This is a genomic window from Aquabacterium sp., from assembly GCF_036273115.1.
Taxonomy (GTDB): domain Bacteria; phylum Pseudomonadota; class Gammaproteobacteria; order Burkholderiales; family Burkholderiaceae_C; genus Aquabacterium.
Genome location: NZ_DASUIN010000034.1, coordinates 1 through 18,856, shown reverse-complemented (window position 1 = coordinate 18,856; position 18,856 = coordinate 1). Strand labels below are relative to the sequence as shown.

General features: G+C 60.0%; 17 protein-coding genes. 8 read left to right on the top strand and 9 right to left on the bottom strand.

Annotated elements, in window-relative coordinates:
• Positions 1 to 64 precede the first annotated feature (64 nt).
• The 3 genes from VFW72_RS15490 to VFW72_RS15480 are packed head-to-tail and all read left to right on the top strand — an operon-like array spanning position 65 to position 3,543.
• Positions 65 to 1,606: an HD-GYP domain-containing protein gene (locus VFW72_RS15490; protein WP_329675192.1), complete on the top strand. Its 1,542-nt coding sequence runs from the start codon at positions 65 to 67 to the stop codon at positions 1,604 to 1,606.
• A complete protein-coding gene (locus VFW72_RS15485) occupies positions 1,603 to 2,826 on the top strand; it encodes an HD domain-containing phosphohydrolase (protein ID WP_329675191.1) in 1,224 nt (407 codons plus the stop codon). The genes VFW72_RS15490 and VFW72_RS15485 overlap by 4 nt, the downstream gene beginning before the upstream one ends.
• Positions 2,827 to 2,835: 9 nt before the next feature.
• Positions 2,836 to 3,543, top strand: coding sequence for a TfoX/Sxy family DNA transformation protein (locus VFW72_RS15480; RefSeq protein ID WP_329675190.1), 708 nt, complete (start codon positions 2,836 to 2,838; stop codon positions 3,541 to 3,543).
• Here the strand turns inward: VFW72_RS15480 and mfd are convergent, their stop codons facing one another.
• Positions 3,544 to 7,020, bottom strand: a complete 3,477-nt coding sequence (mfd, locus tag VFW72_RS15475; protein ID WP_329675189.1) for a transcription-repair coupling factor — start codon at positions 7,018 to 7,020, stop codon at positions 3,544 to 3,546.
• Between the two features lie 99 nt (positions 7,021 to 7,119).
• On the opposite strand from mfd, the gene ispD reads away from it, so the two are divergent.
• Positions 7,120 to 7,866, top strand: coding sequence for a 2-C-methyl-D-erythritol 4-phosphate cytidylyltransferase (gene ispD / locus VFW72_RS15470; protein ID WP_329675188.1), 747 nt, complete (start codon positions 7,120 to 7,122; stop codon positions 7,864 to 7,866).
• Here the strand turns inward: ispD and VFW72_RS15465 are convergent.
• The 3 genes from VFW72_RS15465 to VFW72_RS15455 all read right to left on the bottom strand — a co-directional run bounded on the left by VFW72_RS15465 (position 7,811) and on the right by VFW72_RS15455 (position 10,311).
• Complete coding sequence (locus VFW72_RS15465; RefSeq protein WP_329675187.1) at positions 7,811 to 8,530, bottom strand: zeta toxin family protein; 720 nt, start codon at positions 8,528 to 8,530, stop codon at positions 7,811 to 7,813. The genes ispD and VFW72_RS15465 overlap by 56 nt on opposite strands.
• A gap of 128 nt (positions 8,531 to 8,658) precedes the next feature.
• A complete protein-coding gene (locus tag VFW72_RS15460; RefSeq protein ID WP_329675186.1) occupies positions 8,659 to 9,003 on the bottom strand; it encodes a type II toxin-antitoxin system Phd/YefM family antitoxin in 345 nt (114 codons plus the stop codon).
• 105 nt (positions 9,004 to 9,108) lie between these two features.
• Positions 9,109 to 10,311, bottom strand: a complete 1,203-nt coding sequence (locus VFW72_RS15455; RefSeq protein WP_329675185.1) for an ammonium transporter — start codon at positions 10,309 to 10,311, stop codon at positions 9,109 to 9,111.
• Between the two features lie 289 nt (positions 10,312 to 10,600).
• Between VFW72_RS15455 and ispF the strand changes: the two genes are divergently transcribed.
• Positions 10,601 to 11,086, top strand: a complete 486-nt coding sequence (ispF, locus tag VFW72_RS15450; RefSeq protein ID WP_329675184.1) for a 2-C-methyl-D-erythritol 2,4-cyclodiphosphate synthase — start codon at positions 10,601 to 10,603, stop codon at positions 11,084 to 11,086.
• Positions 11,087 to 11,152: 66 nt separating this feature from the next.
• On the opposite strand, the gene VFW72_RS15445 is transcribed toward ispF, so the two are convergent.
• Both VFW72_RS15445 and ompR read right to left on the bottom strand, forming a co-directional pair.
• Entirely contained in the window at positions 11,153 to 12,481 is a 1,329-nt protein-coding gene (locus tag VFW72_RS15445) for a sensor histidine kinase (protein WP_329675183.1), read from the bottom strand.
• A gap of 11 nt (positions 12,482 to 12,492) precedes the next feature.
• Positions 12,493 to 13,230 carry a two-component system response regulator OmpR gene (gene ompR, locus VFW72_RS15440; RefSeq protein WP_329675182.1) on the bottom strand — a complete coding sequence of 246 codons (738 nt, stop codon included), beginning with the start codon at positions 13,228 to 13,230 and terminating at the stop codon, positions 12,493 to 12,495.
• A 223-nt stretch (positions 13,231 to 13,453) separates the two neighbouring features.
• Here ompR and VFW72_RS15435 point away from each other — a divergent pair, with 223 nt between their 5' ends.
• On the top strand, positions 13,454 to 14,230 hold the full coding sequence (locus VFW72_RS15435; RefSeq protein WP_329675181.1) for an SIMPL domain-containing protein: 777 nt from the start codon (positions 13,454 to 13,456) through the stop codon (positions 14,228 to 14,230).
• Here the strand turns inward: VFW72_RS15435 and VFW72_RS15430 are convergent.
• The 3 genes from VFW72_RS15430 to VFW72_RS15420 all read right to left on the bottom strand — a co-directional run bounded on the left by VFW72_RS15430 (position 14,214) and on the right by VFW72_RS15420 (position 16,521).
• Positions 14,214 to 15,020, bottom strand: coding sequence for an arginyltransferase (locus tag VFW72_RS15430; protein WP_329675180.1), 807 nt, complete (start codon positions 15,018 to 15,020; stop codon positions 14,214 to 14,216). The genes VFW72_RS15435 and VFW72_RS15430 overlap by 17 nt on opposite strands.
• On the bottom strand, positions 15,017 to 15,751 hold the full coding sequence (aat, locus tag VFW72_RS15425; RefSeq protein ID WP_329675179.1) for a leucyl/phenylalanyl-tRNA--protein transferase: 735 nt from the start codon (positions 15,749 to 15,751) through the stop codon (positions 15,017 to 15,019). The genes VFW72_RS15430 and aat overlap by 4 nt, the downstream gene beginning before the upstream one ends.
• 215 nt (positions 15,752 to 15,966) lie before the next feature.
• Positions 15,967 to 16,521 carry a phasin family protein gene (locus tag VFW72_RS15420; RefSeq protein WP_329675178.1) on the bottom strand — a complete coding sequence of 185 codons (555 nt, stop codon included), beginning with the start codon at positions 16,519 to 16,521 and terminating at the stop codon, positions 15,967 to 15,969.
• 228 nt (positions 16,522 to 16,749) lie between these two features.
• Between VFW72_RS15420 and ppa the strand changes: the two genes are divergently transcribed.
• The gene (ppa, locus tag VFW72_RS15415; protein ID WP_329675177.1) at positions 16,750 to 17,286 is read left to right on the top strand and encodes an inorganic diphosphatase; all 537 of its coding nucleotides are present in this window, start codon (positions 16,750 to 16,752) and stop codon (positions 17,284 to 17,286) included.
• Between the two features lie 250 nt (positions 17,287 to 17,536).
• Positions 17,537 to 18,853, top strand: a complete 1,317-nt coding sequence (gene aceA, locus VFW72_RS15410) for an isocitrate lyase (protein ID WP_329675176.1) — start codon at positions 17,537 to 17,539, stop codon at positions 18,851 to 18,853.
• Positions 18,854 to 18,856 lie beyond the last annotated feature (3 nt).

The window sequence follows — 18,856 nt, the reverse complement described above, 5'->3', positions numbered from 1 at the left end:
TCATCTCACACTACGGTAAGAACGGATGTGGGCAGGGGGCTCTGGTGATAAGGTACCTTTCATCATGTGGGCAGACTTTGATTCCGACGCGACCGCCTGGCAGTGCCTCCCCGATGGCCTGATCTGGGTCGATTTGACGCATTTGCGGGTGGTTGATGCCAACCCTGCAGGGTGTGCCTTGCTGGCCTTGCCGCAAGGCTGCAAAGGGGTGTCCGTTTTGCCCGAGCTGTCATCGGCCAGTCAGGTCTGGCTGCAAGCTTGTGCAAAGATCCACCGGGAGGCTGAGGTGCCGCCCAGTGAGGCTGCCGAGACCACCTTGCTGTCAGCGCGTCGCCAACTACTGCATGCGCGCTTTGTCTCCAGTGAGTTGCGTCATCTCGATGGCTCGGCGCATCGGCTGGGCTTGCTGATCTTGAGCGCCTCGGCCGCCGACGCTGGCGATGATTCGCTGCATCAGCGCCTCGAAAGTACCCTGCATGTGCTGCACCACATTCATCAGCGTCAGCGATCGGCTCAAACCGAGTCCGATGTCTTGCAGGCTGTCTGTGAGGGCCTGATCAGTGATGGCGGCTTTCCGCTGGCATGGGTGGGGCTGGTTCGTCACGACCCTCAGCACCAGTTGGCCTTGGGGGCCGTGGCCGGGACGCCTCGTCGGCATCTCGACAGACTCAGCCTTTGCTGGTCAGACGGCCCAGATCGAATGGGCCCAGTGGGCGAAGCGGTCAGGCGGGCCAGAACGCAAGTCCTACACGACATCACAGCCGATGCCGCCCGTTTTCCCTGGGCTGCCGATGCTGTTGACTCTGGCTTGGGGTCGATGTTGGCTGTGCCTCTCGTTCATCAAGCCCGGGTGCAAGGGGTGCTGGTTGTCTACGGGCATGCCGCACGGGCATTTGACCCGGCTGAAATCGCCCTGTTGGAGGAGGTAGCCCACACCTTGGCGACCGCCTTGAGCGATCATGCACTCAGACAGTCTTACTTGAATGAGGCCATTCAGCGGGCTGCGTCTTCGCACCGGCTGGAGCAGGTTCTGGAGCAAATGATCGAAACCTTGTCGGGGGCGATCGCCGCCCGCGACCCCTACACGGTGGATCACCAACGTCGAGTCGCTGACATTTCCTTGCGCATCGCGCGGCGCATGGGGTTGGGTGAGGAGCGTTGTCGTGTGTTGTACTTGGCCGCCATTGTTCATGACATCGGCAAGATTCAAGTCCCCATTGATTTGCTGACCAAACCCACCCCCTTGCGCCCTGAAGAAATGGCCGTCATACGGCAGCACGCGCAAGCCACCATCGACATTCTGAGTGGGGTTGATTGGCCTTGGCCTCTGGTCGAGATCGCGGGGCAGCACCACGAGCGACTGGATGGCTCTGGTTATCCTGCTGGCCTGAAGGGGCATGAGATCAGGCTGGAGGCCCGCATCCTGGCTGTGGCCGATATTCTGGAATCGATGTCTGCGCCGCGGCCTTACCGTCCAGCCGTGGGGCTGCAAGCTGCCCTGCAGGTGTTGCTCAAGGAGCGCGGTACTCGCCTGGACCCGGATGTGGTGGATGCTGCTCAGGCCTTGTTTGCTGACATGACCGATCTGGACAAGGTGGGCACATGAACGTGCATCAAAGCATCTCGGATCAACTGTTTGATCTGGTGGGCAACACCATGGCAGTGTTCATGGTTTACCTCTTTGTGGAGGCCAATCTTTCGCGTCTGCCCCAGCGCGTGTCTCGTCCTGTCATTCTGACGGCGGTCTATTGCGGCCTGACTTTGCTGGCGTTGTCGATGGGGGTCGAAGTCATGCCTGGCGTTCTCATGGATCCGCGTTTTGGCATCGTGGTGGCCGCCACCTTGACCCTGGGGTGGCGCAGCGGACTGGCCGTGGGTTTGTGTGCGGGCGCCGTTCGGTTGGCAGCAGGGGGCGTGGGTGCGGTGCCTGGTTCACTGGGTGTGGTGTTGGCTTGGGCCGGCACTTGGATGTGTCTCGTCTGGCACCAGCGGGCGGAGGTAAGAAGCACCGACGGGGCTTTGCCCTTGTGGGTCGTGGTGGTGTCGTCGTTGATGGGGGCGCTGGCACCGGTGATGGGCTTGTTGTGGCTCGCTCAAGCGCGTGGCTTATCGGTCGATTCAGATTTGTTCGTGGCGATCGGGTTGGCGCAGTTCGTGGTGGCCGTGCTGCTGTGGTTGGCCATTGCCTTGACCACGTCGCGCACGCAAGCCTTGCTCGATTTGCAGCAGAGCAATCAAGCGCTGTTGCAGTCCTTCAGGCAGACCATTGCCGCGTTGGCTTCGGCTGTGTTGCATCGTGACCCTGGGGCCGCGACTCACCAAAGGCGTGTGGCTGCCTTGGCCGTGGCCGTGGGGCAGAAACTGGGGTTGAGTGGTCTGCGCCTCGAGGGGCTGGAGATGGCAGCCCTCATACATGACATCGGGCAGATCGAGATCCCTGTTGAAATTCTCAGTCGCCCAGGGCTGCTGACCGACGCCGAGTTGGGTTTGGTGCGTTTGCATCCTCAAATGGGCTATGAAATTCTCAAGGACGTCAGCACCCCCTGGCCGTTGGCCGAGATCGTTTACCAGCATCATGAAAATCTCGATGGTTCGGGGTACCCGCGCCAACTCAGTGGGGATGCCATCTTGCTGGAGGCTCGCATATTGCGCGTATGTGACATTGTCGAGGCCATGAGTTCGCACCGGGCTTTTCGTCCAGCGGTGGGATTGAAGCAGGCATTGGATGAGTTGCGTCAGATGTCGGGCAAGCAGCTTGATCCGCAGGTGGTTCAAGCTTGTCTGGCCCTGTTCGAGCGAGACGGCTATCAGTTGCCAGGGGTCTGAAGAATGGCCATGACACCCAAGCAAAGCGCCAAGCAGGCTTTTGCTCAATACGTGGTCGAGTCTATGTCCGGGCTAGGGGCAGTTCAGGCGCGCCCTATGTTCGGTGGGTTTGGGGTCTACCTTGATGGGTTGATGTTCGCTTTGCTGCTTGACGACCGTGTCTACATCAAGGTGGATGAGGTCTCGGTTGGACGTTTTCAAGCGCGTGGGCTGGCACCGTTTCAGTATGAAGCGCGGGGTAAGGTCTCTGCCTTGAAGTACTACCAGGCACCAGACGAGGCGTATGACGATCGCGAGGCCATGGTTGAATGGGCCAAGCTGGGGGTCGATGCTGCCATTCGCCAGCGAGACAAGGCTGAATCCAGAAGGTCCAGAGCAGGAAGCGGTCGCCAGGTTTCGGTGGCGGATGCAGCGACAGAGAAACTCTGCGGGGTCGCCTCACGCCAACTACAAGACCTGCCCAACCTGGGGCCCAAGAGTCGTGACATGCTGATCAAAGCAGGCATACCCAACGCAGACGCGCTCAGGCAGTTGGGTGCAGTGGTGGCGTATGTGCGGACCAAAGCCGTGTGGCCTGCCGCCAGCTTGAACCTGCTGTGGGCGCTGGAGGGGGCGCTGTCGGGCCGGCCTTGGCGTCAGGTGGCTGAAACGGATCGCGCCAGCCTGCTGATGGCGCTGGAAGATGTCGAGCGTCATCAGCAGGGTGATCTATCTTGATCAGGCTTTGATCGGCTGGCCCAAGGTTCGCAGCAGGTCCCGCACGTACTGGGCGCGGTCCTTGGGGTCTTTCAGCTCTTTTTCGATGCGCAATTTGTCATTGCCCGCCAGCTTGATGTGCTTGTTCTTCTGAACCAGCTCAATGATGCGCATGGGCTCCACCGGCGGGTTGGGCCGGAAGGTCACGTTGATGACACTCGGTGCCGCATCGATCTTGATCACGCCGTAGGGCTTGGCCATCACGCGCAACTTGTGGGTGTCAAACAAGGCTTGGGCTTGGGGGGGCAGCTTGCCAAAGCGGTCCACGATCTCTTCCAGCATGGTTTCGATCTTGTCGAGCGAATCGGTGGTGGCCAGGCGCTTGTACAGGCTCAGGCGCACATGCACGTCGCCGCAGTAGGAATCGGGCAGCAGGGCCGGGGCATGCAGATTGATGTCGGTGTTGCTGCCAAACATGCCCGAAGGCGAGAGCAGGTCCGGCTCTTTCCCTGACTTCAAGGCGCGCACTGCTTCGGCCAGCATGTCGTTGTAGAGCTGGAAGCCCACTTCCATCATGTTGCCGCTCTGGCTGTCGCCCAGCACCTCGCCTGCGCCACGAATTTCGAGGTCGTGCATGGCCAGGTAGAAGCCCGAGCCCAGCTCTTCCATGTTCTGGATGGCCTCCAGGCGCTGCGCCGCTTGTTTGGTCAGGCCTTCCACATCGGGCACCAGCAAATAGGCATAAGCCTGGTGGTGCGAGCGGCCCACACGGCCCCGCAGCTGGTGCAACTGGGCCAGGCCGAACTTGTCTGCGCGGCTGATGATGATGGTGTTGGCCGAGGGCACGTCAATGCCCGTTTCGATGATCGTGGAGCACAGCAGCACGTTGTAGCGCTGCGCCACGAAGTCGCGCATCACGCGCTCCAGTTCGCGCTCGGGCATTTGGCCGTGAGCCACGGCAATGCGGGCCTCGGGCAGCAGTTCCTGCAGCTTGTCGCGGCGGTTCTCAATGGTGTCGACTTCGTTGTGCAGGAAGTAGATCTGGCCGCCACGCTTGAGTTCGCGCAGCACCGCTTCGCGGATCACCCCCGAGCTTTCATTGCGCACAAAGGTCTTGATGGCCAGGCGGCGCTGTGGGGCCGTGGCAATCACACTCAAATCGCGCAGACCCTCCATGGCCATGCCCAAGGTTCTCGGAATAGGGGTGGCGGTCAGGGTGAGCACATCGATGTCGGCGCGCATCGCCTTGATGGCCTCTTTATGGCGCACGCCAAAACGGTGTTCTTCGTCAATGATCAAAAGACCCAGGCGCTTGAACTTCACCGATTCGCTCAGCAGCTTGTGGGTGCCGACCACGATGTCGATGGTGCCGTCTTCAATGCCTTGCATCGCGGCTTTGATTTCCTTGGGCGAGCGGAAGCGTGACATCTCGGCCACCTTCACGGGCCACTGCGCAAAGCGGTCAGAGATGTTCTGGTAGTGCTGCTCGGCCAGCAGCGTGGTTGGGGCCAGCAGCGCCACTTGTTTGCCGCAGGTGGCCGCCATGAACATGGCCCGCAGCGCCACTTCGGTTTTGCCGAAGCCCACATCGCCGCACACCAGGCGGTCCATGGGGCGGGGGCTGATCATGTCCTGAATGACGGCGTGGATGGCGGCCAACTGGTCGGGCGTTTCTTCAAAGCCAAAGCTGGCGGCAAAGGCTTCGTAGTCTTGTGCGTTGAAGCGGAAGGCAAAGCCCTCGCGCGCCGCGCGACGGGCGTACAGGTTCAACAACTCGGCGGCGGTGTCGCGTACCTGTTCTGCGGCCTTGCGCTTGGCCTTGTCCCATTGACCCGAGCCCAGCTTGTGCAGCGGCGCTTCTTCTGGGCTGACCCCCGTGTAGCGGCTGATCAGGTGCAGTTGCGACACTGGCACATACAGCGTGGCCTTGTCGGCGTATTCCAGGTGCAGGAACTCGGACGGGCCATCGCCCAAATCCAGATTGATCAAACCTTGGTAGCGCCCGATGCCATGGTTGGCATGCACCACGGGGTCGCCCACGTTCAGCTCAGACAAATCCTTGATGAGCGAATCGACATCGGTGGCCTGTTCGGCTTTGCGGCGGCGACGCGTGGTCGGGGCTGCATCAAACAGTTCGGTCTCGGTGATGAACTGCAGGCCTTGTCCAGGCTGACCTGGCTCTTGCCAAATGAAGCCGCCAGCCAAGGGGGCCACCACGATGGCGCGCTGGTGATCGCTTTCTGCAAAGGCTTTCAGGCTGTCGATCGCGGGCAGTTCAATGCGATGGTCGCGCAGCAACTCCAGCAGGCTTTCGCGTCGGCCAGCACTTTCGGCCACGATCAAGGTGCGATAGGTCGTTTGCGAGAGGTACTGCTCCAGTCTGCGCAGGGGGTCTTGGCCGCCGCGCTCCACACTCAGGCTGGGCAGGGGGCGAGCCCAGTCCACCGGCTCGCTGCCACGAATGGCCAGTTGCGCATGCGCGTTGGCCAGGGTGAAGAAGTCCTCGGGTTTGAGGAACAAGTCTTCCGGCGGAAGAATGGGGCGCTCGGGGTCGTGTTGCAGGAAGCGATGGCGCTCACGCGTTTCCACCCAGAAGCGGCGCAGGGCCTCGTCGATGTCACCATGCAAGACGACCTGGGCCTGCTCACCCAGGTGCTGAAAGATGGTGGCTGTTTCATCAAAGAACAAAGGCAGGTAGTACTCAATGCCTGCCGTGGCCACGCCCGTGCCCATGTCCTTGTAGATGCGCGACTTGGTTGGGTCGCCTTCGATCTTCTCACGCCAGCGGTCGCGGAACGCCCCACGTGCCTCATCGTCCATCGGGAACTCGCGACCGGGTAGCAGACGCACTTCGGGCACAGGATACAGGCTGCGCTGGGTGTCGGGGTCAAAGGTACGAATCGAGTCCACCTCATCGCCAAACAAATCCACCCGATAAGGCACGGGCGAGCCCATGGGGTAGAGGTCAATCAAGCCGCCCCGAACGGCATACTCGCCGGGCGACACCACCTGGCTGACATGGTTGTAGCCCGCCAGGGTCAGTTGCGACTTCAGCTTGGCTTCGTCAAGCTTTTGCTTCTGCTTGAAATGGAAGGTATAGGCCGCCAGGAACGAGGGTGGCGCCAGGCGCGTGAGGGCGGTTGTGGCAGGCAGCAACACCAGGTCTACCCCGGTCTCCGCCTTCACGCCTTGCTGAACTCGCCAAAGGGTGGCCAGTCGCTCCGAGATCAGATCCTGGTGTGGTGAGAAGGTGTCGTACGGCAGGGTTTCCCAGTCAGGAAATACCGCGCAGCGCAGCGAAGGCTCGAAGAACGCCATCTCGTCCAACAACCGGGCCGCATCCGCTGGGTCTGCCACGATCACCGCGGTCAACTTGCCCGCCTGTTTCTGGGCGTTGGCAAATTGGCTGATCAGCAAAGCATCTGACGAACCAATCGGGCGGGGCAGGGCAAAGCGTTTACCGGTAGACAGGCTGGGAATCGAAAGCTTGGGGAGCATGGCCGAGCAGAAATGACAAAGCGCCCGCAAACCACCAGGGCTGGGGTGTGCAGGCGTGTTTCAGACGATGAGGCATTGTAGGTGCGCGACAATTCCCCCATGTCGCTCACGATTGCTTCTCCTGATTTCCAGCCCCGCTGTTTTGCCCTGGTGCCTTGCGCCGGTGTCGGCGAGCGGGCGGGGGCTGGCGGCCCCAAGCAGTACCACCCCGTTGCAGGGCGGGCCATGGTGGCGCACACCCTCGCGTCGCTGCGTGCTGTGCCTCGCATTGATGCGACCTTGGTCGTGCTGTCTCCCGAAGATGATCAGTTTGAGCGCCATGTGCCTGATTGGCAGGGCGATGGTGCGTGGGTGGCTCGGGTCGGTGGGGCATCACGCGCGCACAGCGTGGCCAACGGATTGAATGAATTGCTGGAGCGTGGCGCTCAGCCTCATGACTGGGTTCTGGTGCATGACGCTGCTCGCTGCCTCATCAGTGTCGACGCAGTGAATCGACTGATCGACGCCTGTCTGCCAGACGAAGTCGGAGGCATTCTGGCCTTGCCGCTGGCCGACACACTCAAAGCCTCTGCGCAGGATGCCGATGGTCTGACCAGAGCCGTGGAAACCATTGATCGCTCAGCCAAATGGGCGGCGCAGACGCCGCAGATGTTCCGCGTTGGCTTGCTGCGCCCGGCACTCATGCTGGGTTTGAGCGCACCCGAGTTGGCGGCGTCCATCACCGACGAAGCCAGCGCCATTGAAGGCCTCGGGCACCAGCCGCTGCTGGTTCGTGGTGACTACGAAAACTTCAAGGTGACCTGGCCGGGCGACTTTGCTTTGGCCGAGCGCCTGCTGCGAGTTTGATCGCCGCCATCACGATCGGTTTGGCCCACTCCGGCGTCTGCGCCAGCGCCTCAGGCGAACTCGGGGCCAAGACTTGCGGCGCAGCCTTCTGACCGCTGCGCTTCCAATGTAGTACCGGTTGCAGCCGTGGGGCTTGGCCTTGGTGTGGGCTGGCCTCGGTACTGTTGTCGTACACACGCAGCTCGGTCAAGTGCGGCAGCAGATCGATCAACTGCAGTCGACTTTGATCAAAGCGGCGACGTACGTCGGCCTCAGGAATGTCATGTCCACCGTGTTGGACTCGTGCCTTGATGCGCGACAGATGTAGCTCCGGGCTGGCCAGTCCCACGTACCAGATGCGAACCTCAAAGCCCGCCTCAGCCGCATCTTTCAGCAACTTGGCAAAGCTGCGCCCGCCCAAGGTGGTTTCAAAGTTGTAGTCCAACCCTTGCGCGATGGCCTGCTGCAACAGGCGTTTGCCCTCGTGCCAGGCCGCACTGTTGGCCTGGGTGGCGCTCAGGTGCGGTTGCTCGGCGCGAATACGGGCGGCAGCCTCATCCGGGTTGAAGTAGTGCCCGCCTCGAGCGCGAATGGTGGCGCCGCCAATGCTGCTCTTGCCGGCGCCGTTGGTGCCGGCCAGCACAAACAGCCTGGGTGCCGGGGAAGTCGTTGGGGCCTGGGCCACGATGGGTCTCGCTGAATTTTTTGGGGTTCTGAAAAGCATCAAGCGCACCGAAGTGCGCTTGAATCATCTGGTTTGAATTCTGCCCGATCAGACGGCTCGTTCTGTTGTGGCGAACGCCTGGATCAAACTCATCTGGCGACGGCTGCCATCGCGGCTTGCCCCATTTCTTCAGGCGAAGCGTCGAACGCATCCAGCATGGCGTCGCGCGCAGCCGGGGCCTGCATGTTGGCCAACAGGTCATCAAACTCATGGCTCAGGCTAGACAGCGGTCGCGACTGCGCATTGATCAGGGCTTGGTAAGCGTCCAGCGACAGCACCACCGCCGTGGCGCGATCGCGTTTGGTGATGGCGACCATGCCCTGGCTGTACGCCGTATCCAGCACCCGGCCAAAACTGTTTTTGGCTTCAGTGGCGGAAAACTCGGGAACTTCTACTTCATCGCCCCGGAAATGGCGCAGGTTCAAGGCAGTCATGAGACACCTCCAAACATCAATGGCTGCATTTTAGCTGAAATAGCCAATTTGTCCAATTTGGCTATTTGGTGATGTCTCAACGAGTTCAAGCGGACGGGCCGGGAATTACCAGGACACCTCCTGCTCAGGCGTGGCTTTGATGCGGTGCAGCGACAGGTCGGCGCCTTCGAACTCTTCCTCATGGCTCAAGCGCAGGCCCGCCACCTTGTTCAAGATGCCGTATACCAGTCCTCCTGTGACCAACGCCAGTGCCACAACGCAGACGGTGCCGACCACCTGGGCTCCCAGGTTGACGCCCCCGACGCCGCCAAGCGCCGTTTGTCCAAAGATGCCGGCAGCAATGCCGCCCCAGGCGCCGCACATACCGTGCAGAGGCCATACGCCCAACACGTCATCGATCTTCCACTTGTTCTGAACCAAGGTGAACATCGCCACGAACAAGGCGCCAGCGACGCCGCCGACCACCAGGGCGCCAGCGGGGTGCATGATGTCGGAGCCCGCGCACACTGCCACCAGGCCAGCCAAGGGTCCGTTGTAGGCAAAGCCGGGGTCATTCTTGCCCATCAGCACCGCCACCAACGTGCCGCCCACCAGGGCCATCAGCGAGTTCACTGCCACCAAGCCGGAAATCTTGTCGATGGTTTGTGCGCTCATCACGTTGAAGCCAAACCAGCCCACGGCCAGAATCCACGAGCCCAGAGCCAGGAAGGGGATGCTGGAAGGTGGATGGGCAGACATGGCGCCATCTTTGCGATAGCGGTTGCGGCGAGCACCCAGGATCAGCACCGCTGGCAGCGCGATCCAGCCACCGAAGGCATGCACCACCACCGAGCCAGCAAAATCGTGGAGTTGGCCGCCTGTCAGGCGTTGCAGCCAATCTTCAAAGCCGAATTTGTTGTTCCACACAGCGCCTTCGCACAGGGGGTAGAACACGCCCACAATGAAGGCCGTCGCAATCAGTTGGGGGCCGAATTTGGCGCGCTCGGCAATACCGCCCGAAATGATGGCGGGAATGGCTGCGGCAAACGTCAGCAGGAAAAAGAATTTCACCAGGGCGTAGCCATTGTTCTGCGCCAGCGTGCCTGCGCCCGCATAGAAGTCCACGCCATAAGCGACGGTGTAGCCCACGAAGAAGTACACGATGGTCGACACGCAGAAATCGACCAGAATTTTCACCAGGGCATTGACTTGGTTTTTGCCCCGAACTGTACCCAGTTCAAGGAATGCAAAACCTGCGTGCATGGCCAGCACCATGACTGCGCCTAGCAGGATGAATAGCGTGTCGGTGCCTTGTTTGAGTTGATCCATGGGAGTGGGCTGACGTCAAAGAAAGAAGAGCGGTGCACCAGTTGTGGGCAATTCGGACGAATGCGCGGCGTGGTGCAAGTGGAGCACCAATGTGAAGCAATTAATGTGCCAATGTGGTGATTGTGGGTGTTTGCTGGTGCGGTTGTCCGATTTTTTGGTGTGCGGAATCTTATTGCGCACTTATATGGTGCTTTTGCTTGGTGCGACTGGTTGTGTGTCTCATTTTGGTGCATATGCCGCCGGGTGGGATAATCCCCCCTCTCCAAAACCGAGGTATTCAGTTCACGTCATGCAGATCCGAGTTGGTGAAGGGTGGGACACCCACGCGTTGGTCGAAGGCCGTCCCTTGATCCTCGGGGGTGTTCGAATCGAGCACAGTCACGGGCTGCTGGGGCACTCTGATGCCGATGCCTTGTTGCATGCGATCACCGATGCACTGCTTGGGGCGGCAGGCTTGGGCGATATCGGCCGTCATTTCCCTGATGCCGACCCGCAATTCAAAGGCGCCGATTCCATCGTGCTGCTCAAAGAGGCTGCATCTCGAGTTCAACAGGCGGGGTGGTGCGTGAGCAATGTGGACAGCACCATCGTGGCCCAGGCGCCCAAAATGGCGCCACATATTCCGGCCATGCGTGAACGCATTGCTCAGGCATTGGGGGTCGCTGCTGAGGCGGTCAATGTGAAAGCCAAAACCGCCGAGAAGATGGGCCCAGTGGGTGAATACAAGGCCATCGAGGCCAGGGCCATTTGCTTGTTGACCAAGCGCCCCAACTGAAAGTCGGGGCGGTGTGTTGCTCGCAGGGAGGCCCTCCCGGGCTCCCTGGGGCGCGAAGAGGGCGCCTCAAGGGGCGCGCTTGAGCTTGATGTGGGCGATCAGGCCGCCATCGGGGGCGTTGGCCAATTCCAATGCGCCGCCCATGCGTTGCAAAGCCTTGTCCACAATGGCCAAGCCCAGACCGGCACCTGTTGCTGCCGTGCGCGCGGCGTCACCGCGGAAGAACGGCGTGGTCAACTGGTGCAGTTTTTCGGGAGCCACACCAGGTCCATGGTCTCGCACCGACAGAATCACCCAGGAGCCCGAGCGCGTGTAGCTCACATCCACATTGGTCACACCCGTGTAGGTGTTGCGTCCGTAGCGCCGGGCGTTTTCGAACAGGTTGGTCAGTACGCGGCCCAGTTCGGTCTCGTCGGCCATGACTTTGGTGTCGATCGGCAGCTTGGCGGAAATGCGAATTCGCTTGGTGTCGCGGAACTGGCTGATGGCCTTGTCCACCACGGTCGACACGTGCACCGGCACCAGTTGAACATCGCCGGGGCGGGCGTAGTCCATGAACTTGTCGATGATGGCGTCGAGTTGGTCGATGTCGGCCGCGATGTTGCGCTTGGCCTCTTCGTCCTCCACGCTCATTTCGGCTTCCAGCCGAACACGGGCCAGTGGGGTGCGCAGGTCGTGTGAAATACCGGCCAGCATCACGGCACGGTCTTCTTCCACCTTGGCCAACTCTCGTGCCATGCGGTTGAAGCCCTGATTCACCTCACGAATTTCGCGGGTGATCATGGTTTCGTCCAGGACCGAATCGTATTCGCCCTCACGAATGCGGCTGGCTGCGAAAGACAACTCTTTCAGGGGCTGGTTGATCAGGCGGGCAATCGCTGCAGAACCCAAGATGGTTGCCACGAAAGCAATGCCCACCCAGATAAACCAGGTCTTGCCCGTCATGGGTTCGACCCGGCTGCTATCTGCCTGCAGCCAGTAGTTGTCTTTTTCGATCTGGAAGCCCACCCACAAGCCCGGTGTGCCGTTCACATTGCTGGCCACCACGGTGGACGGTCCTAGCCGAGATCGCAACTCTTCTCCGATCGCGCGGGTAAAGCGGCTGACCTCAAATGGGTCGTACTTGTCACCTGGCTCATGGGGTTTGAGTGTGATCGACTCCTGGTCAAACAGCGTTTTGACCAGCGTGACCCGATTGATGCTGTCTGCATAGCGCAAAGCCGCGCGTGACAGGTTCACCAGGCTGGCAATCTGTTGTGCGGCTTGCACCGCGCGCGGTTCAAACTCCAGGGCTCGGAAAGTCTGAACCCAGGCAAAGATCCCCGCTGTCAACAAGACAGCCAGCAAAATGAACGTGCGCCAGAAGAGACTGAGCGCGAACCGTTTTCTAGGCATGTGTCACCAAATCAAGCGCCGCCATCCGGCACGAACACATAGCCTACGCCCCACACGGTTTGGATATAACGTGGTTGTGCGGGGTCTGGTTCGATCATTTTGCGCAATCGCGAGATCTGAACATCCAGGCTGCGGTCAAAGGGTTCAAATTCACGGCCACGGGCCAACTGCGCGAGCTTGTCGCGCGACAAGGGTTGGCGAGGGTGGCGAACCAAGGCCTTGAGCATCGAAAACTCGCCGGTGGTCAAGGCAATCGGCTCGCCTTCCTTGCTCAGGCGGCGTAAGGCCAGATCGAACTCAAAGGGGCCGAACTGAACTGTCTGTGCTTCCTTGGCTGGCGCACCGGGTGCCTCTTGGGCGGGGCGGCGGCGCAGCACCGCATGAATGCGGGCCAGCAACTCTCGTGGGTTGAAGGGCTTGGGCAGGTAGTCGTCCGCGCCGACTTCCAGGCCCACGATGCGGTCCACGTCTTCCACCTTGGCCGTCAGCATGATGATGGGGGTCACGTCGTTGGCGGCACGCAGGCGGCGACAGATCGACAGGCCATCTTCACCGGGCAGCATCAGATCCAGCACGATCAGGTCGACTGTTTCCCGGGTCAGAAGGCGGTTCAAAGCCTTGGCGTCTTCGGCCAGCAGTACTTCAAAGCCTTCCTGGCTCAGGTAGCGACGCAGCAAATCTCGAATGCGGGCGTCGTCATCGACCACCAGAATGCGGTCGGGACGCTGCGGTGCGGGCGTCGAAGTCATGATTCGGTCCTCGGTCTATTTGTAACAGAGCCTGATTGTGCGCACTTTGCAGGCACCAAAATCGCGCTGTTGACCAGTTGTTACAAATATTGCGGGATGGCGACTCACTCGTCAAGTCGAATGATTCATGGGGCAGGGTGGTCGACCATCTTGCGCTATGGTGCGTTGAAGTTTCTGGTGCCAGGCACTTGTCTGGTGATCGGTCGTTGTTTTGATCATGGCTATGGGGGCACTTCAAATGCATGGTTTTTCTGATTTCTCCAGTCGTTTGGCTTTGCGGCAACTGGGCTCGGTCCGTCGGTTGGTGGCTTGGGGGGTGGTGGCAGCCGCGGCGGTCCAGGGGCATGCACACGCGGAGCCGAGTCCCGAGCGAGTGGTCAACTTCAGCGCGGCAGCCACCGAAGAGTTGGTGCAGGACCAGGTCTCGGTCACCCTCCAGGTCATCAAAGAGGGATCGGTTTCAACCGATGTGCAAACGGCTCTGAAGTCCGTGTTGGATGGTGCCTTGCAGGAAGCTCGACCCAACGTCCTGCCCAATGGTGGCTTGGACCTCCGAACTGGGGTCTTCTCCGTGTCGCCTCGGTACGGCAACAACGGCAAGATCGTGGGGTGGCAAGGTTTGGCGCAGTTGGTGGTGGAGGGGACCGATATTGCTCGTGTCCATCAACTGGTGGGGCGCTTGAACCAACTCAATGTGGTTCAGGTGAGTTACGGTCTCTCGCGCAGCTTGCGTGAAGCCAGGGAGTCGGCTTTGACCACGCAGGCCATCGCGCGCTTCCGTGCTCGAGCTCAATCGATGGCCAAGGACTTCGGGTTCAAGAGCTATACGCTGGGCAACGTATCGGTGTCATCGACGGAGCCTGGGTTTGAGGGGCGCCCACCCGTTTTGTATGCGATGCGTGCCAAGGCCATGGAAGCCGCTGATGCGCCTTTGCCGTCCGAGCCGGGTAAGGGCGTGTTGTCTGTGACCGTATCCGGTCACATCATCCTTCAGCCTTGAGGGGCGACAGCGGCATCGGGGCCGTGCTGCCGAATCCCGGCTGGTTGCGGTCCTGCCGTTCTCGCCATTTCCCCCCGATCAGAACCTGGTGTGGCGCGAACTGGGTCTTGTAGGACATCTTCGGGCTCTGCGCGATCCAGTATCCCAGGTACACATAGGGTAGATTCAGGCTGCGAGCCTGTTCGATTTGCCACAGCACGCCGTACGTGCCGTAACTGGCCTGATCGTCGGGCTCATAGAAGGTGTACACAGCTGAGAGGCCGTCGCTGAGGATGTCCACAATCGACACCATCTTCAGTGCCCCTTGCTCCTGTCCGGGTTCGGGTGGAGCTCGGAACTCCACCAGCCTGGAGTTGACGCGACTGTGCAGCAGAAACTGGGTGTACTGGTCCACTGAGTCGTGGTCCATGCCGCCACCTTTGTGGCGACCATTCTGGTAGCGCAAATACAGCTGATAGTGTTCGTTGCTGAAGCACAGTCGCAGCACGCGCACCTCCAGATCCTGGTGGGCTCGGCGCGCACGCCGTTGGCTGCGATCTGGCTGAAACCGGTCGGCGCAGACGCGAAGGGGGACGCAAGCCTGGCACCCGTCGCAATATGGGCGATAGGTGAACATGCCGCTGCGCCGGAAGCCATTGGCGACCAAGCCTGAGTACACATCTGCGTTGATCAACTGGCTGGGCGTGGCCACCTGCGATCTGGCTGAGCGATCAGGCAGATAGCTGCAGGGGTAGGGCGCGGTTGCATAAAACTGCAACGAGGCCAGCGGAAGATCTTTGAGGTGAGTCACTCGTCTAGCAGGTGGCACCAGAAAGCTGGATCATAGGACCAATTTCGGGGGGGATCGAGGTCGACCGTCCCCCTCAAATGAGTCTCGAACTGTTCGCGAGGCCAGGGGCGAGCCCCCAAGGAGGCCAGATGCCGCGTTTCTTGCTGACAGTCGATCACATCGATGTCGTATTCCCGGCAAAAGCAAACCAGTGCGGCCAATACAATTTTGGACGCGTCGGTTTGCCAGGCAAACATCGATTCGCCGAAGAACATGCGCCCCAGATTCACCCCGTACAGTCCGCCTACCAGTCGGTCATCGACCCAGGTTTCAAATGAATGGACTGCGCCTAGTTCATGCCATTGACGGTAGGCTTGCTGAATGTCGCGCACGATCCAAGTGCCGTTCTGCCCCTCTCTGGACGTCTGGGCGCAGGCCTTGATCACGCCGTCGAAATCGTGATCGATCCGGATCTCGCAGGCAGGGCTCACGCGGAACTTCTGCAGGGTCTTGCGCAGAGAGCGAGACAGTTTGAACTCTTGGGTGGGTAGCACCATGCGTGGGTTGGTCGACCACCACAACACCGGCTGCCCAGGGCTGAACCAAGGAAAGATGCCTGCTCGATAGGCCTCCTGCAAGCGAGCCACGTTCAGTTCCTGACTGGCAGCCAGCAGACCCGGCGCATCAGAGTCAGGCCCCAGTGCTGCATCAGTTGGGGGGAAAGGGGTGCCAGTTTCCAGCCAGGGAATCATGTTCGGAAATAAAAAAAGCCCGATGGCGAGCCACCGGGCTTGAAAGGTACCTTAGAAAAGGTTCAAGAGGTACCGAGGAGACAACCTTTCAGGGAGTACCGCTTGTTCAGGGCGGCTTCTCTCAGATTCGGTTCTCGGGTCAAAGTTCAAGGGCCAGGTTCGAAAACCTTGCAAAGTTTTGTAATCCGAGCGCTTTGACCTTCTCAGCGTCTCGATCAGGCAGCCTTACGAGGAGCCTTGGTAGCAGCTTGAGTAGCCTTCACAGCAGTGTTGGTGATGGCTTGGAAGTTGGCTTCAGCGACGTCAGCGGCTTGCTTGGCAGCCTTCTGAACGGTGTCGAAAGCATTGTTGGCAGCGGCAACGGCCGACTTCACCAGAACAACGGCGTTTTCGGTGCCGGCGGGAGCGTTCTTCACGGCGTTGTCCACGACGGACACGAACTTCTTCTGGGCTTCGGCGATTTGCGACTCAGCCAGCTTGCTCACTTCAGAGCTGGTGCTCGAAGCGATGTCGTACAGGTGACGGCCGTAAGCGGCAGCCTTTTCAGCGGAAGGTTGCAGCAGGCTGGTTTGCAGAGCCAGCAGCTCTTGGGCGTCCTTGACAGCCAGCACAGCCTTGGTGTGCTCAGCCACTTCGTCCATGGTGGTCTTGGCGACTTGCAGGTTCAGTTCCAGAACCTTTTCCACGCCTTCGAATGCCTTCTGGCCCAGGTCGAACAGGGTGGCGATGTTGGCTTTGTGGGTGGCCAGCAGTTGTTCAGCAGTCAGCATGTCGGATCTCCGTTGGGTGTTGATTAAGTTGTGTTGCACTGCAACATGATGCGTAGTATAGGCGGTTGAAAATTTTGTGCAAGGCCTTTTTGTGCGGTGCAGCAAAAGTCTGTAAATGACTCGGTTCGCTGCGCGGCGGTCCCTCTGCTTGAAGGGCGGGGTAGCCAGTCTCAGGTGGCTTGGCCTACACTTGCGCGTTTTCCCAATTCCATTACTCGTGACAACACCATGAGCCTGCTGCAAGTTAAAGCTGGTGCCAAGGCGCCTGACGTCTTCAACGTCATCATCGAAATTCCTGCGAACGCAGACCCGATCAAGTACGAGGTCGATCATGAAACCGGCGCCGTGTTCGTGGACCGCTTCATGGGCACCTCGATGCACTACCCCTGCAACTACGGGTATGTGCCTCAGACCATCGCTGCCGACGGCGATCCCGTCGATGTCCTGGTTGTGACCCCATTCCCCCTGCAGCCCGGTGTGGTCATTCCCTGCCGCCCTCTGGGTATTCTGAAGATGGAAGACGAGGCTGGCGGCGACTCCAAGCTGGTTGCCGTGCCCACCGAAAAGATCTGCCCCATGTACAAGGGCATCCAGAAGATGGAGGACCTGCCCGAGTTGCTGGTCAGCCAGATCAAGCACTTCTTCGAGCACTACAAGGATCTGGAGCCCGGCAAGTGGGTGAAGGTGGTGGGCTGGGATGGCATTGATGCCGCCAAGGCCGAAGTCACTGGTGGTCTGGCTGCCTACGCCAAGGACCACGCCTGATTCATTGGGCTTGCTTCACCTGATGTCGGTCATGGGCTGATTTGGGTGAGCCAGGAGCAAAGCCGTCGGAGCTTCCGGCGGCTTTTTGCTTTTTGGGGCTTGTGTGGAGGTGTCGTGGCGTGCGCTTTTGCCGGAATGCCCCGTGTTTGAAGGGGTCAGTCTTATATAAGACACAAGTCTTTGGCATTTTGGTAGAAACACGGTAGACTTACGGGTTTTCTAGTACTCCCTTCAACCCCCGGAGATCGTCATGACTCAACTCACCCGTGAACAGCAAATCGCTGCCCTGGAAAAAGACTGGGCCGAAAACCCCCGTTGGAAGCTCGTCAAGCGCGGCTACTCCGCTGCTGACGTTGTTCGCCTGCGCGGCAGCCTGCAGCCCGAGTACACCCTGGCCAAGCGCGGCGCTGAAAAGCTGTGGGAAAAGGTCAACGGCGGTGCCAAGAAGGGCTACGTGAACGCTTTCGGCGCGATCACCGCTGGTCAAGCCATGCAACAAGCCAAGGCTGGCCTGGAAGCTGTGTACCTGTCTGGCTGGCAAGTCGCCGCTGACGGCAACACTTCCGAAACCATGTACCCCGACCAGTCGCTGTACGCATACGACTCCGTGCCTACCATGGTTCGTCGTATCAACAACACCTTCAAGCGCGCCGACGAAATCCAGTGGGGCCGTGGCATCAACCCAGGCGACGAAGGCTTCGTTGACTACTTCCTGCCTATCGTGGCTGACGCTGAAGCCGGCTTCGGTGGCGTTCTGAACGCTTTCGAACTGATGAAGAACATGATCGCCGCTGGTGCAGCTGGCGTTCACTTCGAAGACCAATTGGCTGCCGTGAAGAAGTGCGGTCACATGGGCGGTAAGGTTCTGGTTCCTACCCGTGAAGCCATTGAAAAGCTGATCGCTGCTCGTTTCGCCGCTGACGTGATGGGCGTGCCCACCATCGTTCTGGCTCGTACCGACGCTGAAGCCGCTAACCTGCTGACTTCCGACTGCGACGACAACGACAAGCCTTTCATCACCGGTGAGCGCACTCAAGAAGGCTTCTACCGCGTGAAGAACGGTCTGGAGCAAGCCATCAGCCGTGGCGTTGCTTACGCTCCTTACGCTGACCTGGTGTGGTGTGAAACCGGCGTGCCAGACATTGGCTTCGCTCGTGAATTCGCTCAAGCTGTGCACGCTGCTTGCCCTGGCAAGCTGCTGTCGTACAACTGCTCGCCTTCCTTCAACTGGAAGAAGAACCTGAACGACTCGCAGATCGCTTCCTTCCAGGAAGACCTGTCGGCTCTGGGCTACAAGTACCAGTTCATCACCCTGGCTGGTATCCACGTCAACTGGTACAACACCTTCCAATTCGCCCACGCTTACGCTCGCGGCGAAGGCATGAAGCACTACGTCAACATGGTGCAAGAGCCCGAATTCGCAGCTCGTGAAAAGGGTTACACCTTCGTGTCGCACCAACAAGAAGTGGGCGCTGGCTACTTCGACGACGTGACCACCGTGATCCAAGGTGGTTCGTCTTCCGTGAAGGCCCTGACCGGCTCGACCGAAGAAGAACAATTCCACTGATCT

Excerpts from the sequence above, each read along its gene's own strand:
- aat (WP_329675179.1), bottom strand. The coding sequence starts at position 15,751 with ATGATTCCCTGGCTGGAAACTGGCACCCCTTTCCCCCCAACTGATGCA.
- VFW72_RS15420 (WP_329675178.1), bottom strand. The coding sequence starts at position 16,521 with ATGCTGACTGCTGAACAACTGCTGGCCACCCACAAAGCCAACATCGCC.
- VFW72_RS15480 (WP_329675190.1), top strand. The coding sequence starts at position 2,836 with ATGACACCCAAGCAAAGCGCCAAGCAGGCTTTTGCTCAATACGTGGTC.
- VFW72_RS15445 (WP_329675183.1), bottom strand. The coding sequence starts at position 12,481 with ATGCCTAGAAAACGGTTCGCGCTCAGTCTCTTCTGGCGCACGTTCATT.
- VFW72_RS15490 (WP_329675192.1), top strand. The coding sequence starts at position 65 with ATGTGGGCAGACTTTGATTCCGACGCGACCGCCTGGCAGTGCCTCCCC.
- VFW72_RS15455 (WP_329675185.1), bottom strand. The coding sequence starts at position 10,311 with ATGGATCAACTCAAACAAGGCACCGACACGCTATTCATCCTGCTAGGC.
- ompR (WP_329675182.1), bottom strand. The coding sequence starts at position 13,230 with ATGACTTCGACGCCCGCACCGCAGCGTCCCGACCGCATTCTGGTGGTC.
- VFW72_RS15435 (WP_329675181.1), top strand. The coding sequence starts at position 13,454 with ATGGGGGCACTTCAAATGCATGGTTTTTCTGATTTCTCCAGTCGTTTG.
- VFW72_RS15485 (WP_329675191.1), top strand. The coding sequence starts at position 1,603 with ATGAACGTGCATCAAAGCATCTCGGATCAACTGTTTGATCTGGTGGGC.
- ispD (WP_329675188.1), top strand. The coding sequence starts at position 7,120 with ATGTCGCTCACGATTGCTTCTCCTGATTTCCAGCCCCGCTGTTTTGCC.
- ppa (WP_329675177.1), top strand. The coding sequence starts at position 16,750 with ATGAGCCTGCTGCAAGTTAAAGCTGGTGCCAAGGCGCCTGACGTCTTC.
- VFW72_RS15460 (WP_329675186.1), bottom strand. The coding sequence starts at position 9,003 with ATGACTGCCTTGAACCTGCGCCATTTCCGGGGCGATGAAGTAGAAGTT.
- ispF (WP_329675184.1), top strand. The coding sequence starts at position 10,601 with ATGCAGATCCGAGTTGGTGAAGGGTGGGACACCCACGCGTTGGTCGAA.
- mfd (WP_329675189.1), bottom strand. The coding sequence starts at position 7,020 with ATGCTCCCCAAGCTTTCGATTCCCAGCCTGTCTACCGGTAAACGCTTT.
- aceA (WP_329675176.1), top strand. The coding sequence starts at position 17,537 with ATGACTCAACTCACCCGTGAACAGCAAATCGCTGCCCTGGAAAAAGAC.